Below are 16,081 nucleotides of genomic sequence, written 5' to 3' on the forward strand. Positions count from 1 at the left end.
GACCGCCCAGGAGCCACTCGGGCCGGGAGGCCGCTCAGGCATCGAGGGCCGCTCGGCAGAGCTCAGCGGTGGGGAAGGGGGACACCTGTGGCGTGCCCGGTCAGGGGCTCAGCCCGTGCTTATGTCCTGGAAACGGCGGAGGATTTCCGCCCCTTCGGCTCCCTTGTTCCAGCGGACGATGAGCGAGTCCCCGATCTGGGCGATGTCAGCCGCACGGTCCTTGCTCTCCGTTCTCACCCCGTCCTGCTCGCACAGCAGGGCGAGCACGAGGCCCTTGCCCTCTTCGTCCTTCTGCCAGCGCCCAGAGCACTCAAGCCCGTGCCGGCTGTCTACCAGTCCCGCGTTGGAACGATTCGGCTCGTCCGTGTACTCGTCACGCAGCGCCAGCATGGCCCCGTCGTGAGCCCTCCATACCGCCTGGAGTCCGGTCCCTGTGGGTTTCGGGGACGGCTCCACGTCGTCGGTGCCGTCCGAGTGCGTGGGAGGAGGTTCGACGTGCGGGTACGTAGGGGCGGCTTGCGCGGGCGCGTCCTCACTGCCCGCAGGGCTCGGGCTTGTGCTCTGCCCGCCCTTGGCCACGGGAGTTCTTCCGGGCCCGCCACCGTCCCGGCCGACCGCGAACCATAGGCCACCGCCTACGGCAAGCACGGTCACGGCGGCGACGCCGACGATGAGGCCGGTCCTGCGTTTCCCTTGTTTCTCCAGCCTCGCGGGGAAAGGAGGTGAGGCCTGAAGCGGCGAGGGCATCTCCGGATAGGAGCTGTACGGCTGCGGCTGACCGGTCGGCTGCGCGTATGGATTGCCGGGCAGGGGCTGCGGAGGCCGTGGCGGGTGCCCATAGCCGGTCGGTGACTGCTGAGGCACCCCGTACCCACCACCATTCGGTAACTGGGGCTGCTGCGGAAGTTCATCAGGTGGATGTGCCATTGATGTCCCTTTCCCTTGGGCCGAGATGGCCCGTTGGTGTCGAGAAGCCTTCCTAACAGGCGGGATCTTCGGCCCACTTGGGATTTCTGCGACTGTGAGGGAAGGCACTTGCCCCGGCCGCCCGTCGGCGCGGGGACGGCATGAGTACGCGTACTCATGCCCCTGCCGCATGTCCGTGCATAGGGTCGCGATCGCGACAGGGGGGCGCCAAAAGATCACGGAGCGTCTGCGCGAGAGAACACCACGCTGCTAGGTTTGAAAGCTTGAACACCCTTGTGGCAAGGGGCCGTAGAGCGAGAGCGAAGGGGGCAGCAATGTCGTTCGACGAGGAATGGGCGACGCTCCGGGGAGACGCGGCGCGGACGCGGCTGAACGGCGTGCCGGGAGGCCTGGGAGGAGACGCGGACCTCAAGTCGTCGGCGTCGAAGAAAAAAGCGGCCGTGACCGCGCTGGAGCAGCACATCCAGCCCGACGTGCAGAAGGCGGGCAGTTCCATGGACGAGGCGGCGGAGGCCGCGGCCAAGGGCTTCAAGGACTGGGCGACGGGGGCCGGCATCAACGAAGCCGTGAAGAGCTGGCGCGCATCGGTGAAGTCCCTCCAGACCCGGCTGTCCGCGGAGAAGGCGGCACTGAGCGGAACCAACCGGCTGTTCCAGGGCACGGACATCCACACAGGGAACCAATTCCCGCTGCTGATCCCGCAGGACGGAAAGGGCTTCCAGCCGCCCTTCCAGTCACGACTGTCGGGTTACTGATCGGGGCCACTGAGAGGAAGCCGGGAGCTCAGCATGCTCACGTACCACCAGGCCATGACCACGGATCTGTCGTCGCTGACCACGGCGGCGGACAAGTGGGACGCGGCGGCGAAGGATTTCGAAGGCATACAGAAGACGTACGACAGCCAGGTGAAGAGCGTCGGCTTCGACGGCTCCTGGACCGGGCAGGCCAACCTGTACGCCCAGCCAAACATGCAGCAGACCTCCGGGCAGTACGCGGCGGCGGCGAAGGAAGCGCGGGCGATTGCCTCCCTCCTACGTGACGCGCAGGCGCAGTTCACCGACCTGCGAAGCAAGCTGAAGTCGGTGGTCGCCGAGGCGGAGAAGAACGGTTTGAAGGTGAGCAACGACGGAACCGTCTCCTCCGCCGTCCCCACCGACCGCGCCGCGATGCACGACCCGGACTACCAGGCCGTACTCGCCAAGGAAGCCTCCTTGAGGTCCACTTGGGCTCAGAACATAGCCGACGCGGTCCAAGCCTTCGACGATGCCGACCAAGGCGTCAAGATGGCCCTGACCTCGGCCGTCAAGGACACCGACCTCTTCGACGGCAACCCCAACAGCTTCAACGCGCAGGCCGAGGGCGACCTCGAAAAGGCAGAGGCCAAGGAAACCATCCGGGTGGCAGAGAAGATCCGCTCCGGTAAAGGACTCGACGCGAACGAGCTCGCCGAGGCCCCCTGGCTCTTCCGCACCGTTGCCCAGGACAAGAAGGCCAGCCAGTTCGTCCTGGACACGATCGGCGCCGACGGGACGATCGAGCTGTCGAACCGCCTCAACGGACTGGCGGGCTCGGGCGACAAGGCCCACAAGCAGGCGTACGAGGCCATCCAGTCCGCGCTGGCCGGGACGGTTTCCACTGCCACCCAGGACCCGAAGTCGCCGTTCTACGACAAGTGGCGTGAGGGACTGCGCAAGGCAGGCACCAAGAACTTCGGCAGCAAGACGGACCCGGTGTACGGGTACCCGTCGTTCGTCAGCCTCATGGAACACCACGACAAGTACGGGAAGCGCTTCCTGAACGACCTGGGTGACGACATCATCGCGGCCGAGAAGAAGCACCAGGACATCTGGACGAAGTGGCGTGACCACCCCGGCATCTCCAACGATCCCCTCGACCACTTGCTCGGCGTGATGAGCAAGAACCCCGAAGCGGCGACGTCATTCCTGGACCCCGGGGCAAACGGAAAGAACGACCATCTCCAGTACCTCCTCAAGGACCGCCACTGGCCCAGGATCACGGTCAACGGACCTGGCATGCTGGCGTCCAGAAGCGATCCCGCCAGCGAGGCCGGCCTGGGACTGGCGATCGAGGCAGCCGCCACAGGCCGCGAGCCGGACAGCGCGATGGGCAAACCCGGCCCGCACCAGGAGGGGCAGGCTCGCGTCCTGCAACAGACCATCAGCATCCTGGACGCCGACGGGAAGGGCGACTCGATCGCGGCTAACCTGCGGAAGCCGATCGGTCGTGCCCTCAACGACTACGTGGCGGACACCCATTCCATTTTCAATGGACAGGATTCCCCGATCGCGGGGTCGAAAGACATCCGAGGGTCAGGGAATAACGCACACATAGCAAACGCCCAAGCCAGCCTGATCCGCGTGCTCAGAGGCGTCGCTGACGACGACGAGACATTCGCCATGCTCTACCGGTCGGAAAACGCCTACATGGCAGGTGTTCTCAGCAGCGGGGAGAACCGCAGCGACACGGGCAACAGCATCGGCAACTGGAACAATCGCGCAGACGAGATCGGCGGGGTGCGCGGAATCTACAACAGCGTCGGGGCGGACGTGATTCTCGACAACCGCGACAACAGAGTCGCCTGGGCCAACGACACTGCCCGCTACGGGTATCACGGCCTGGGCACGCTCGCGAACAAGTTGCCGATCCTGCCCGATGAGGCCCAGCGCATGGTCGATTCGTTGACATACGAATGGTCCAAGGACGTGATCGCGGAAGCGAACAACCGCGCCAGAATGGAAGGCAGCCAGCACTACGCGGTTGGCCTTGATGGGACCTACGAGATCGTGGACAGATGGGCTGACGGACGGCAGATAGACAGGAATACCGTGGCGGTGGAAAGCATGAGAAGGCAGGCAAAGAACAGCTATTCAGCAGGCCGGGATGCGGCCCTCGACGCACTGAGGCCGCCAGCATGATGAAGAGCATCCGAAACCTCTCCACCTGGCGCAAAGCAGCTCTGGCATTGACTGCCTGCATCGCCACCCTGGCCGGCGTACACATCGCATTCAACACCAACACCTTTGGCCCGGACAGGCTCTGCGGGAACCTGGTTTCCGCCCAGGATGTACAGAAAGCAGTGGGCCACTCAGGGAGAGTCTCGGACAGCCATCCTGCAGAGACTCCGACGAAATATTCAGAATTCACCTGCTCGGTAAGACTGGAGTCCCTGCTCCCCACCCAAAAGGACACGACACTCTATATCAACATAGGAGACACCTCCACCCCAGATTTCCCATTCGCCATGGCCAACTGGAGCAGCGCACGCTCGGACATGGGGTACTTCAACGGCGGTGGCGCTTCAAACAGAAGCGGGTGGACACTGCTGCCTGAAAATTGCTGGAAAGAAGGAGTTTCAAAAAGAGCAGCTGCCCGAAAAATTTCCAGCGTCTGGCTTATAGGTAAAGATGGGGATCGCCAAGGAATAGCCCGACTGGCCACCGCAACCGCTAATTCGGCAGCCAAGCAAATGGGCTGTGACTCTCGCCAGATACCGGAGCCCACAGAGCTGCAACTTCCCGAACGAGCACGGCGCAGCAATGCTAAGGCAACCTGCTCGCTGCCTGGGTTCAGGCTGCCGGAATCCGTGACGTCCACAACCCCTCAGCCATGGGAAACCTTCACGAAAGAAATCAAGTCGACGTGGGTCTGCGACCTGAGCCAAGAACAAGAGAAAACTCCATTTTTCAGCTTCGCCATATCCCAGGACCCGGCGCTCATGTCGAGCCTCACACAGACACTCGACAGCAAGGATCCCGTCGGTGCAGACTGGAAAGCTCGCGGCCAGATCGGCAAATCAGTGGCAAGTTGTGCCGGTCGGGCAACATTCTTCGGGATGAACGTATACGGCGGCGGCTGGACTGCTGCTCAACGTGAAAAATTCTTTCCCGACGACAGCACGCTCTTCAAGGAATTCATCAGAGCGGCTGGGAAAAAACTTGGCTGCAATGATCTCGCGCCATGACGCCGCCCATTAAGGCAGTTCCTCACTCAAGGCATCCGCGTCAGAGCGGACGTTCCCGAAGGATCGCTCGTGCCCAAGAAAACTCTCACCCAAACAGCGATTCTCCTGACATCTATCGGCATGGCTGTCACGGCATGCAGTACGGGCTCCGTATCGCAGGGCACACCCTCCGATTCCCCTACCCCGGCCGATATATCGGGCGTACAAACTCCTGCCCCCAGCATTGACATGGATGCATTGAAAATCCAGGACACGAACTTCCTCATGCGGAGCACGCCGTTTCACGCTTCGGGGACCACGACCGCTCTTGGCGGCGGAGACCAGGAGATGTGGTCGGACCCCAAGCAAGGGCTGCGGCTGAAGGCCGTGTCGAGCAAGACGGGGCAAAGCGGCGAGCTGTTCTGTCACGAGGGCACGACCTATACGAGTGCGCCCCTGCTGGCAGACGCCCTGCGGCAGTCCGGGCAGGACGTCACGGTCCCGCCGGAGCTCACCGACTTCTACGTATTGGGAACCCCGGGGCAGCAGGGGTGCGCCAGCTTCTACGCTATTCCGGAAACTGCCAAACCTGCTCCGGACCAGGACAGCACAGTCAACAGCCACAAGACCTACGCAGTCGCTGCCGCTTCCGGACCTACAAGCGACGTCTACCAAATCGCGACAGGGGAGAATTTCTACCTGCTCCAGCTGCAGTCCACCCGTGACGGCCGGACGAGTACCACCACGTACGACTCGTTCGGCGACGAGTTCAGCATCACTATGCCGTCCGACGACAAGACGATGACGATGAACGAGTTCCGCCGTCGCGTCACGAAGCACTGAGGGCACCCGGGTAGGGTGCCTCACCGTGACCGAAGCCGAATTCCTGCGCGAGGCCAGGGCGTTCTACGACGCCCTGGCCGTCGACTACGCCGACCGCTACCGCGACTACTTGGCCGCCAGGCCGCTCGACCGGGCCGTGCTCGCCGGCTTCGCGGAGCTCGTACGGGACGCCGGGCCCGTGGCCGACGTGGGGTGCGGGCCCGGTTGGACGACGGCGCATCTGGCCGAGCTGGGGGTGGACGTCTTCGGGCTCGACCTGTCGCCGGAAATGGTCGGCCTCGCCCGGCAGGCGTACCCCGCGCTGCGGTTCGACGTGGGGTCGATGCTCGCGCTCGACCTGCCGGACGGGACGCTCGGCGGCCTCAACGCCTGGTACTCGATCATTCACCTGCCGGAAGAGCAGCTCCCGGCCGCCTTCGCCGAATTCCACCGGGTGCTGAAGCCGGGTGGCCACCTTCAGCTCGCCTTCCAGGTCGGCGACGAGCCGTTGCACTTGGCGCAGCCGTACGGTCACCCCGTCTCGCTCGACTTCCGCCGGCTGCGGCCGGAGCGCATCGCGGAGCTCCTGGCCGCCGCGGGTCTGCTCGTACAGGCTCGGCTGGTGCGCGAACCCGACGACGGTGAGAGGACGCAGCAGGCGTTCCTGCTGGCCCGTAAGCCGCTCGCCGACTCCTAGACGAGGTGGTCGAGGTCGCCGCGCTTGGCGGCCTCGATGAAGTTGCGGAGACCTTCGCGGGTCGTGGTCAGCAATTCGTGAGGGCGAGCCGTTTCCCGGAGTATCGGGGTGCCGTCTGCGGCGTGGCCGATCTGCAGGCAGGCGTTGCCACCGTCACCACCGCACAGCGGATCGAGCCAATGAACCTCTGACATGGTGGACCTCTCAGAGCTGTTTCACGATGGAGTGGATCAGATCGCGCGTAGCCGCAGGCGTAAGGGCCTCGTTCTCCGTTCTGTCCAACATGCGCCGGTAGTTCGTCAACCGCAGCTCCGCATCGATGAACACTGATCCGTCAACGCTATCCAACTGAACGGTGTCGAGCTGAGGTACCGGCCCGTGCGCGTAGAAGATCGGCTGTCCAGAGCCAGCGAAACCTTCGGCTTCGAAGGGAATGGCTCGTAGAGTGACATTCGGCCACTCGCTCATCTCGAGGAGGCGCGCTAGCTGAGCGCGCGTCACGCTGGCTCCGCCGAACTGCATCCGTAGCGCAGCCTCGTGGACAAGTGCGGTGTACAGCGGCGGCTTTCCCCGCACCGTTAGAACTTCTTGGCGCCTCATACGGTGAGCGGCACGAAGTTCGACCTCGCGGCGCGGATACGCCGCCAGCGTCTTGTCGAAGACGGCACGGGCGTACTCCGCCGTCTGCATGAGACCGGGCACATGGACCATCACGAACACACGCATGCTGACGGCATGATGTTCAAGTTCGACGATGTCATGGAAGCTCGCTGGAAGCGACCCACGGTAGTCGTCCCACCAGCGTGGTCCGCGGTCCTGAGCGATCCCGGACAACGCCTCGACCAGCTTGGCATCGGTGCAGCCGTAATTGCAGGCGAGCATGCGGATTCGCTCGGCGCTGATGGGGAATCGGCCTGACTCGATGTTGGGGATGCGCGTACGGTCCACGCCCATCAGGGCCGCGGCCTCTTGCGGCGAGACGCCCGCCGCCACCCTCATCTTGCGCAGTTCAGCACCGAGTCGCTGCTGACGGACCGTGGGTGTGCTTCTTGGTGGCATGTCACCTCTCTCGGGCTACGGCCCACAGTCTGCCGACAACGCCCTGGAGGTTCCAGCGAGTAGCAGAAGAATCCACTACGAGTAGCAATGTGCACCACCTTCGCGCTACCGTCGGTGTTGCCAAGCTCACACGCCGTGGAGCCGGAAGTGCACCGCGTGAGCATGCCCGCCTGCCCTGGGACGGGTGCGCTCGCACCCAGGGAGGCAAGCCACCGGCACCGTTCCGCGTACGAGCACTCCCCAACCGCCCAGCGCTTGGAGCGACTCCGCATGAGCACCATCGGACCCTGCTTCGCCGACTCGCCCGAACTCCCCACATCGTCCGTCCCCATCCCGGGCAACCTCAGCTACTCCTTCGGGATGCCCGGCGGCGCCTACTGCCTCTCCACCGCCCGCACCACCGTGCACCGGCTCCTCCACTCTCACGGGCTCGCCGACATGGCCGAGCTCGGGGTGCTCGCCGCTTCCGAACTCCTCGGCAACGCCTGCCTGTTCACGCCGGATCGGCAGGTGAGTCTCTCCATCCGGTGGCGGTTCGGTGTGCTGCGGTTGACCGTCTTCGACGAGCACCCTCGGCACTCGAAGGAGGGACGGGATTCCTGCCGCGCGCAGCGACGCGCGGCGCTCGGCACTCTGGACAGCGTTCTGGAGGCATGCGGCGGTCTCGGTTGCGGCTTGGACGAAGTCGCGGGGCCGCTGGCCGGAAACAAGATGTGGGCGGCCTTCTCCCGGGACACGGCGCGGAACTACACGCGGCTGTGAAGCCACCGTGACCGGTGATCCAGGTTTGCGGCGGCCCCTGCGGGAGTACGCTGCTCACGGACGGTACTCCGGTGTGTCAACTCACCTTTGCACGCCGGGATATGGCGATAGTCGCGCAGCAGAAAGGCGGGCCTTCTCAATGGATCCACGCGAGAAAGAGAAGATGACGGAAGAGCTCTACGCGATGGACATCTCCGACGCCGTGTGGGAGAGCGCGCCGGACGCCGACCCCAATGACGTGCGCGTCGAAATCGCCTACCTGCAGGGCGGCGCGGTCGGCATGCGCTCGTCGGAGGACCCGGACACGGTGCTGCGCTTCACGGAAGCGGAGTGGCGGGCATTCGTCCTGGGCGCACGGGACGGCGAGTTCGACCTGACCTGAGCGCGCAACGCGACGGGGTGGGAAGGCGACGACTTCGCCTTCCCACCCCGCGGTCGATCACGATGGCTCAGCAGATCAGTAGCTGATGTCGAACAGCTGCGACGCCTTCTTGTCCGTCTGCCGGTAGTCCGCGCTACCTTCCTTGATCTTGGTCGCGATCTCGGTCAGGATCGACTTGATGTGCGTACCGCGGGCGTCGAATTGCAGCTTGGCCTGAATCATCATGGTGTGGGCCTCACCCTGCCAGCCCCCCGTGACCTTTTCGACTGCGGCCCAGATGTCCTGCAGTTGCTTGTCGACGACGCCGGCCGCCTTGCTGATGTCGTCGGCGATCAGCTCGACCGAGCCGTAGTGAACCTTGAGGTCGTCATTTCCGGACATGTGTCCCCCTGCGCGATGGTCGGTGTTTCAGAAGATGGCGGCGGTGCTCAGGAGTAAGCGTCGATCTTGCTGTCGAGACCGGCGCTGAGGCCCGCGTCCTTCCCGAGGGAGCCGAGGTGACCGCCCGGGGCGGCACCGTTCACGTCGATCTTGCGAAAGCGCGCGACGATGTCGGCGTCGTTGGCGTGGCTCATCTTGCGGGTCATGGCCACGGCGTCGTGAATACCGTCGATCAGGCGCCGCAGGGCGTCGTGGTCGTCGTTCAGGGCGATCTGAGCCGTACGGAACGCTTCGGCGCCCGCACCCGTCCAGGCACTCCCGACGGTGGCGAGGACATCGGCCAAGGACTTGAGGTTGCCCGACAGGGCCTCACTCGTCTCCCGGATCTGGTTCTCGAACGTCTGGAATGCGGGATCACTGATCTTCTGGATCTCTGCCATGCTCCACCTCTTTCTCTTGCGGTGAGTTGTTCTGTGAGTGCTTTTGCCTTATGCCTTACGCCTTGCGGCGCCGTACGACGGCAAAGGCGGTCGCCGCGGTGACGAGTACGGCTGCGCCTGCGCCCAGGGCGACCCAGGTGACGGTGCCGAGGCCGCTGTCGTGCGAAGCCGAATCCGCGGCGGTGTTCTTCGAATCGGACGACTGCTTGGACTTCGGTGTGGCCGGCATGGGCTTCGACGTCGCCGTGTGGCCCGCCAGGAGCGGGTTGATGTTCGCCGGGCCGGGGTCGCCCTCGTGGTCGAGGAGGACCTTGCGGGGGCGGACGATGCCGTAACCGAGGTACGGGCTGGGGATGGGGCCCTCCAGCGGTTTGCCAGCGGTTTCGATCATGACACGGAGGACTTGGTTGTTGGTCCAGTCGGGGTGAGCGGACCAGATGAGGGCGGCGGAGGCGGAGGCGAGGGCGGAAGCTTGACTAGTCCCTCTGGCCGCACAGAGTCCGTCGCTTTCCAGGCAATATCCGGGAATCTCATCGCCGGGCGCAGCTAGTGAAACCTGACGCCCGTGGGTCGACCACTTGGTCATAGTGCGCGTGTTATCGATCGCACTGACGGCTACAACGCCAGGAAGCGCTCCAGGGAACTCAGGATAATTCCCCTTATCGCCGCCGTTGCCTGACGCGGCGAAGATCAGGGAACCCTTTTTCAGGGCATAGTCCACAGCCTCTTGCGTCTTAGGGAACTCTTTTTCCGCCGACTTCGCCCCCATCGAAACATTAATGATTTGGGCATTGCGGTCTGCCGCGTACCGAATGGCCCTGCCAAGCAGTGGATCAGCCGCATCGGTCTGCCGATTAACTACAGACTTCACTGGCAGGATTTTTACGCCAGGAGCTAGCCCTTGTACCCCGCCTTCAGCTCCCGTCCCTGCAATCAGGGCGGCCATGTTTGTGCCGTGGCCGTCCTCGTCCTTGTGCGGCCCCGTAGGCGAGTTGGAGACATCCACGCCTTCCAACACTTGCCCGCGCAACTCTGGCAGCTCATCCTTTACACCACTATCCACCACAGCGACCGTAATTCCCTGCCCCTTGCTCACCCCCCACATGCGATCGGCCTGCATATCATCCAGGTACCACTGCTTCGAGCGGATGTCCTGAGCCGTCGCAGTGACGAGACCGCCAGGAGCCAGAAGCGCGGCACCGATCAACACCGGAGCCGTCAGGGCGCGAAGAAAAACTCGCGGGGTGGTGAGGGACATGCGCCGATGCTCTCCTTGGCGTCGGATAGTTATGCCGTGGGCTATTCGATAACTCGCGGAACGGTATTACGCTGCCCGCCTGACCAAGTCTCCTCATCTTCCACCAGGTAGTCAGGCCGTTGAGCGCCTTGGCGCCGCTTGGAATTCCCGGGCACAGCACCATTCGCAAGCGGCATTCCGGTCGCACCTTGGCTGCCGCGCACGAGCCCGGTGCCACCTGGAGTGAATTCAGAACGCCCCTGGCTCTTTCCCCGGAGATCACCGACGACTCCACCGGGCTCAGAGGCGAATCGTCGTCCCAGGCTAGTCTGCCTGGGAACGGACGGGCCCGCCCCAGCGGCAGGATGCCCCATACCCATGGGTCCCTTGCCCGTCGCACCGTTCCCCTCACCCGCTACAGCCCCAGGTCCTGCGGGCTTCGGCCCGACAGCTACCCGTTCGTCACCGACGATCACGCCCCTCGAGGGCCGCGCAACGCCAGGCTGAGTGCCGGGACGGGCTGGAATGCCACCGACAACTCCATCGCTTCCGCTGACCGGAGCACGACCTACCGGGCGAGGCGTGGCAACCCTGCTGTCTGAGCTGCCACCCGGGAACCTGGGTACTGTGTGTGCTACCTGCCCCGTGGACGGCATGCTAGGTACAGGTCGTGGTGCCAGAACATCCCGCGGCCCCGGAACCCCCCTCGGATTTCCAGGCCCGTCGGGTGTACGGCTCACATCGTCCGGACCAGCAGGAACATGTGGTTTCGGGGTGACAGCCGTGGAATCGACATTAGTGTGTGTCGGCAGGTCTACAGCAGGATGTGAGCTCCTGTCAGTCCTCCCAGTGGGAGGATGCGCAGGCCTCGCTGACATTGTGCCGCCAGGTTCAGCCACAGGCGACACCGTCGCGCCTCCGTCGCGGCCAGGCCCGATTCCTCCGGTAGTTCCTCCCGCACCAGAATCAGCATAGCGGCGCTCTGATTCTTCGCTGCGCACCATTCCAGGAGGCAGCAGAGGGAAACTAGGCTCCTTGAGCCCCCGAATATCCGTCTGCGCCGCCGAGTAATAAGAGTCCAGCTTCCTCATCAGGTCAGCCGCAACCCGGCGATGTTCCTCACTGTTCGCCAGGCGCGTCTTTTCCTTCTCCGGGTCCGCGTAGCACGGCTCCATCGTCGGCACCGGCATAGCCGACTTGATTTCGGTGAGGCCGTCGCCCGCGTTGCTCACAGACGTGCCGACTCCCATGACGTGCAGCGCCAGGCGGCCCGCCTGGTTCGTCATCTCGGAGCCCCACTTGCGGAACGCCTCGCCGCCTTCGCCTTCCCAGTGCACGCGGTCGATGTGGTGCTTCAGCAGCAGGCTGAGCGCGTTGAGGCCCTGACCCGCGCTCGTCAACGCGGAGCCGGCACGAGTCACGTGCTCGGGCTTGGCGTGCTCGATCATCGCGTAGAGCTCTTCGTGGCTGAAGCCGTCGAACTTCCCGTCGCTCACTTCGTGTCTCCCCCCAAGGTCACAATCCGCCTTGGCCACCGGTCGTATTGCTACCCGGGTTCTGCGAATGCTGCTCGTTCGGCGCACTGTCCTGTCCGGGCTGTCCCGGCGGGGGCGCGGGCGCCGACGTCGTCGTCGGGCCATATTTCCGTGCCCGTTCCTCGATCGCCTTCAGCCGGGCGGCCTGTTCCGCGTCGATGGCGTCGTATCCGCGATCAGCAATCAGGGCTGCAATGCTCATCGCCTCGATCTGGTCGCCGAAGGTCTTCGACAGTTCCTTCAGGCGTTCATGCACGTGCTCGTACAGATCGGCCAGGCCCTTGGCCGTGTCGAAAGAGCCGTACACGTCCTTGGAAAGCTTCTGGTCGGCGATCGATTTCACCGAGGATGACGAGCCCTCAAGGTTTTCCAGGATCTTGTCGATATGGCCCTTGAACTTTGTCAGCGTCTCGGCTTCCTTGGCCAGATCGCTGTTACCCACCGTTGTCCCTCCCCTGACGCTTGGCTGCGCCACCTTCACTCTAGTCACTCGGGCCCTACGCCCCAACCGTAATCCCGTCAAGGAAGGTTGACCCTCGTGGCGCCGAGGCCAGCCGCCTGGTGCTCGGTCCGGCTCCCGTGACAAACCGTTGCACCTGCCACTCACGGCATGTACGAGGTACTCGGTGCCGCCCTGACCTCGCCAGCGCTCCCCCGAGCTGCTGTGAGGCGCGGACCGTAAACCAACCGCGGCTGGGAGTCGCCCGGACGGCACCAGAGTCTGACCTCCCCAGCGCGTCGGCAGCGCCGCCCAGATCCCTGTCACCCTGGCCAGTCAGAGCTTGAGCACGCCACGCCAGGTCCATCCCGCCTTGAGGACCGCGTTCCGCAGGGGGTCCTTCATGTCTCTGGTGTCGAAGCGAAACGTCTCGACTTTGCGTCGGCGGCCGTCAGGCCCACGCTCGTACGCCCACTGCCGGTAAACCGCCGTCATCTGCCCGCGCGAGTACTGCCCATGTGAGTACTCGAGCGACCTGGCTTCCCACTGCTCATCGAGAGCTCGTACCTCGCGATTCGCCGGGTCAAAACGCATGCGGATCTTGAGAGTCAGGCCCAACTTCCGGATCCGACATTCTGCTACCAGGTCAGCACGTTCCTTCCAGGTGGCCTCGCGCACGACGAACGGCACGCCCGACCCGTTGAGTGCGAGCAACGCGGTCCGGACATCCAGAGTGGGAAGCGGTGCAACACCGGTGGTCGGGGTCTTGCTACCGAGGAATTTATCCCAAAGGCGACCCACTGCTAGTCCCTCCCGGTGTCCGGGCGCACCGTACGCACGAAGTCCTGGAAGTCCCCCAGGACACTCTCATACTGAGCTGCGGTTGTGGTGAGAGTCAGCCGGATCACCGCACGCCGACATGGATCCTGAGCGTCCAGAAGGGACAGGTACACCTGGGACTGAACGAGGTCGCGGCGCATGCCGCCGACAGCGGACGAGAAGGTCAGGCATTGTGTCAGGGCGGGTGCGTCGGCGGAGCCGACCTCACGGCGGTCGGTCACCACCACCGACTCGGCGACTTCACGAAGGCGCTCCGCCGACTTGTCGGCCAGCTCAGCCAGCGTCACCCCGTCCGGCGGGAGATCGCCGTGGATGGTGATGTTGGCAGTGAACCCGGCGTCCGGCTGCGCATGCACTGCGGCAAACGCTACGCCCTGAGTGTCCAATACCTCAGGACGGGCCGGGAACCAGCCCTCAGGCAGGCGGAATTCGATCGGCACCGGCAATGTCGTGGGCATTTCGGGCCTTTCTTTCGAGGGGAAGTACATCAGAACCAGCTACCGATGGTGTTCTTGACGGAATTGGCGGCATGGCCGACTGCATCGGCTGCATGACCAGCGGTTTCAGCCACCTTGTCCGGATCGACGGTGATCTCGATTCCCAGCCCGGCGCCGACGGGGAGGGAAGCACCTGCCTTGCCACCGATCTTCCACACACCGGTCTCTTCGTCCTTCTTAAGGCCCCACCAGGCCTCCGCACCCGCCCCTTTCCAGCTCTCGGCCGTCCCGCCAATGCTGATCCCGCCTACCTCCACCCCTCCGGCAGCGCCATGTTTGACGCCGCCGAACGCCTTCGCACCGACGGTGAGCTCCTCCTTGGTCGCTTTGGCGGTGGCCCCGGCCTCGACGCCGAGGAACTCGGTCCCTCGTCCGTAGCCACCCACAGGTCCGTACTCAATGCGCCCCTCGGCCAGGCCTCGGATTCCAGCGGACCCCTCGACCTGGCCGGTTATGCCCTTGCTGGAAAGTGAGTAGCTCGCGGTAGCCCTGGCTCCATCGGAGACATCTGCGATTCCGGAGATCGTCACCGACCCGTTGCTCGCCAACCCCTCCGCGGTCACATGTGCGAGGTCGACATACGCCTTGAGCGTGCCTTGTTTGCCATAGGCGGGGCCAGATGCGGAAACACCTGCAGCAGGCCCGGTTGCCGTGATCTTGCCCTCGACAGTCCACCCGTGCGTCTTGGTCTTGCCTTCAGCAATCCACTTATCGGACTTCGTATGGCCCTTGGCAGCGGCTTCCGACATCGGCGCCCCCGCCTTCGTCAAGTCGCTCTCCGCACGCGCGTTGAACCCGCCCCAGCCGCCACCGTCCAAGGACACGGCGCTCGACGCACGGGTCAGCGCCCGCTGTACGCCCTCGTCGGCCTCGTTCACCGCCTCGACCGCCTTGGCGATCACGTCCGTCCATGCCTGGGCCCCCTGCGCGGCCTGGGCCATCAGCTGGGGGTAGTCCGGGTCGTGGCGGAGGGTGGCCTGGTCCTTCGCAGAGAGCTTGTCGTAGCCGATGTACGTGGCCTTGCCTTCGCCGTCGACCTTGTATTCCTTCGACTGCGCGTCGGAGACCAGGTCCTTCACTGCCTTCTGCAGGCGGGTCAGTTCGGTGTGCGCCTGCTTCAGGAGGCTGGCGACGGCCAGGGCCTCCGTCTTGGCGGCCGCGTATTCGACGGACGTGGCCCTGGTGCGCAGCTGGTGCGCGCCGAAGGCCTCGCCCTGCCAGTTGCCATTGGCCAGGGCGCTCTGGATGTTTTTCTCGTAGGCGGTCTTCAGCTCGCCGAAGCGCTCGCCCATCTTCTGCCAAGCCTCGGCTGCGGTCGTCAGGGGCGAGAGGTCGGCGGTTACGACGTCGTGGTAGCTCAGTGACACGGTGCTATCCCCCGGGTCACATCTGGTCGATGCGGCTGCGGAACGGTATCTGCGCGAGGCCGCCCGAGCTGAACTGTGTCTTGGTGGCGAGGTCCTGGCCCTGGAAGAGATTGCCCGTGCCGCGCAGTGCGTTCAGCTCCCCGTGCAGCGTGCCCATCAGCCGACCGGCCTGTCCCTGCCAGTTGGTCAGCGCGTCCGACAGGCCCTTGTGGGTGGCCCAGGAGGACAGCCCGTTCAGTCCGGTCTCCGGCTTCAGCAGGCCTGGCAACGGGCCCGCGGGAGCGACCAGTGGCGGGTGTACCGCCCCGCTCCCTTCCCCCATCCGGCCAGCGGCTTGGGTGTCCGGCAGCAGGTGTTCCTCCATGTACGTGGCGGCCTTCTTCTTGTCGCTCGCGGAGCTCGCCAACGCCCCATCGCCAACGCCCACCCCAGGTCCTCCCCGGCTCTTCGAAATCCTCGCAGTGCTCCCCCGTGACGAGGCATCACTCTACGCAAGAATTGAAACGTGAGTGCGAGTCACCGCACTCACATTCCCTAGGTACTCCTACCTAGACACAAGGGCCGACCTGGGCCTCCAGCCGCCGTCACACCGACCGGCGCCGTCGTAGATCCCGTAGCACCAGCGCCACCCCCGCGATTGCCGCGACCAGGACCGTCGCGCCGCCCAAGGCGTACGTGGCCAGGCGTTCCTGGCGTTGTTGGGGGGTTTCGGCTGTGGCGAGGGGGGCCGGGGCC

Annotated in this window: 18 protein-coding genes; 7 read left to right on the forward strand and 11 right to left on the reverse strand. The window is 64.7% G+C overall.

The window, feature by feature from the left end:
• Positions 1 to 108: 108 nt before the first annotated feature.
• A complete protein-coding gene (locus K6I34_RS03320) occupies positions 109 to 390 on the reverse strand; it encodes a hypothetical protein (protein ID WP_229322521.1) in 282 nt (93 codons plus the stop codon).
• A gap of 851 nt (positions 391 to 1,241) precedes the next feature.
• Between K6I34_RS03320 and K6I34_RS03325 the strand changes: the two genes are divergently transcribed.
• The 5 genes from K6I34_RS03325 to K6I34_RS03345 all read left to right on the forward strand — a co-directional run bounded on the left by K6I34_RS03325 (position 1,242) and on the right by K6I34_RS03345 (position 6,407).
• Positions 1,242 to 1,682, forward strand: a complete 441-nt coding sequence (locus tag K6I34_RS03325; RefSeq protein ID WP_229322522.1) for a hypothetical protein — start codon at positions 1,242 to 1,244, stop codon at positions 1,680 to 1,682.
• Between the two features lie 54 nt (positions 1,683 to 1,736).
• Complete coding sequence (locus K6I34_RS03330) at positions 1,737 to 3,863, forward strand: hypothetical protein (RefSeq protein WP_229322524.1); 2,127 nt, start codon at positions 1,737 to 1,739, stop codon at positions 3,861 to 3,863.
• A complete protein-coding gene (locus K6I34_RS03335; RefSeq protein ID WP_229322526.1) occupies positions 3,860 to 4,909 on the forward strand; it encodes a hypothetical protein in 1,050 nt (349 codons plus the stop codon). Before K6I34_RS03330 ends, K6I34_RS03335 begins: the two co-directional genes overlap by 4 nt.
• Before the next feature lie 228 nt (positions 4,910 to 5,137).
• Positions 5,138 to 5,731, forward strand: coding sequence for a hypothetical protein (locus K6I34_RS03340; protein WP_229322528.1), 594 nt, complete (start codon positions 5,138 to 5,140; stop codon positions 5,729 to 5,731).
• 25 nt (positions 5,732 to 5,756) lie between these two features.
• On the forward strand, positions 5,757 to 6,407 hold the full coding sequence (locus K6I34_RS03345) for a class I SAM-dependent methyltransferase (protein WP_229322530.1): 651 nt from the start codon (positions 5,757 to 5,759) through the stop codon (positions 6,405 to 6,407).
• Here the strand turns inward: K6I34_RS03345 and K6I34_RS03350 are convergent.
• Entirely contained in the window at positions 6,404 to 6,601 is a 198-nt protein-coding gene (locus K6I34_RS03350) for a hypothetical protein (protein ID WP_229322531.1), read from the reverse strand. The two genes, K6I34_RS03345 and K6I34_RS03350, sit on opposite strands and share 4 nt — an antisense overlap.
• A gap of 10 nt (positions 6,602 to 6,611) precedes the next feature.
• Positions 6,612 to 7,466, reverse strand: coding sequence for a helix-turn-helix transcriptional regulator (locus K6I34_RS03355; RefSeq protein WP_275126960.1), 855 nt, complete (start codon positions 7,464 to 7,466; stop codon positions 6,612 to 6,614).
• A 270-nt stretch (positions 7,467 to 7,736) separates the two neighbouring features.
• Between K6I34_RS03355 and K6I34_RS03360 the strand changes: the two genes are divergently transcribed.
• Together K6I34_RS03360 and K6I34_RS03365 are read left to right on the forward strand one after the other, a co-directional pair.
• The gene (locus K6I34_RS03360; RefSeq protein ID WP_229322533.1) at positions 7,737 to 8,228 is read left to right on the forward strand and encodes an ATP-binding protein; all 492 of its coding nucleotides are present in this window, start codon (positions 7,737 to 7,739) and stop codon (positions 8,226 to 8,228) included.
• A 139-nt stretch (positions 8,229 to 8,367) separates the two neighbouring features.
• A complete protein-coding gene (locus K6I34_RS03365; protein WP_121799830.1) occupies positions 8,368 to 8,610 on the forward strand; it encodes a DUF397 domain-containing protein in 243 nt (80 codons plus the stop codon).
• 75 nt (positions 8,611 to 8,685) lie between these two features.
• Here K6I34_RS03365 and K6I34_RS03370 read toward each other — a convergent pair whose 3' ends face one another.
• The 8 genes from K6I34_RS03370 to K6I34_RS03405 form a co-directional block, all read right to left on the reverse strand.
• Positions 8,686 to 8,991, reverse strand: a complete 306-nt coding sequence (locus K6I34_RS03370; RefSeq protein ID WP_229322534.1) for a WXG100 family type VII secretion target — start codon at positions 8,989 to 8,991, stop codon at positions 8,686 to 8,688.
• Between the two features lie 47 nt (positions 8,992 to 9,038).
• Positions 9,039 to 9,431, reverse strand: a complete 393-nt coding sequence (locus K6I34_RS03375; protein WP_229322535.1) for a WXG100 family type VII secretion target — start codon at positions 9,429 to 9,431, stop codon at positions 9,039 to 9,041.
• A 55-nt stretch (positions 9,432 to 9,486) separates the two neighbouring features.
• Positions 9,487 to 10,689, reverse strand: a complete 1,203-nt coding sequence (locus K6I34_RS03380; protein WP_229322536.1) for a S8 family serine peptidase — start codon at positions 10,687 to 10,689, stop codon at positions 9,487 to 9,489.
• Between the two features lie 1,494 nt (positions 10,690 to 12,183).
• On the reverse strand, positions 12,184 to 12,645 hold the full coding sequence (locus K6I34_RS03385) for a hypothetical protein (protein WP_229322537.1): 462 nt from the start codon (positions 12,643 to 12,645) through the stop codon (positions 12,184 to 12,186).
• A 333-nt stretch (positions 12,646 to 12,978) separates the two neighbouring features.
• Positions 12,979 to 13,443, reverse strand: coding sequence for a hypothetical protein (locus K6I34_RS03390; protein ID WP_229322538.1), 465 nt, complete (start codon positions 13,441 to 13,443; stop codon positions 12,979 to 12,981).
• 2 nt (positions 13,444 to 13,445) lie between these two features.
• Complete coding sequence (locus K6I34_RS03395) at positions 13,446 to 13,940, reverse strand: hypothetical protein (RefSeq protein ID WP_229322539.1); 495 nt, start codon at positions 13,938 to 13,940, stop codon at positions 13,446 to 13,448.
• Positions 13,941 to 13,969: 29 nt separating this feature from the next.
• Positions 13,970 to 15,346 carry a hypothetical protein gene (locus K6I34_RS03400; RefSeq protein WP_229322540.1) on the reverse strand — a complete coding sequence of 459 codons (1,377 nt, stop codon included), beginning with the start codon at positions 15,344 to 15,346 and terminating at the stop codon, positions 13,970 to 13,972.
• 16 nt (positions 15,347 to 15,362) lie between these two features.
• Positions 15,363 to 15,773: a hypothetical protein gene (locus K6I34_RS03405; protein WP_229322541.1), complete on the reverse strand. Its 411-nt coding sequence runs from the start codon at positions 15,771 to 15,773 to the stop codon at positions 15,363 to 15,365.
• Between the last annotated feature and the right edge of the window lie 308 nt (positions 15,774 to 16,081).

This window comes from Streptomyces sp. UNOC14_S4 (genome assembly GCF_020740835.1).
In the GTDB taxonomy this organism is placed as follows: domain Bacteria; phylum Actinomycetota; class Actinomycetes; order Streptomycetales; family Streptomycetaceae; genus Streptomyces.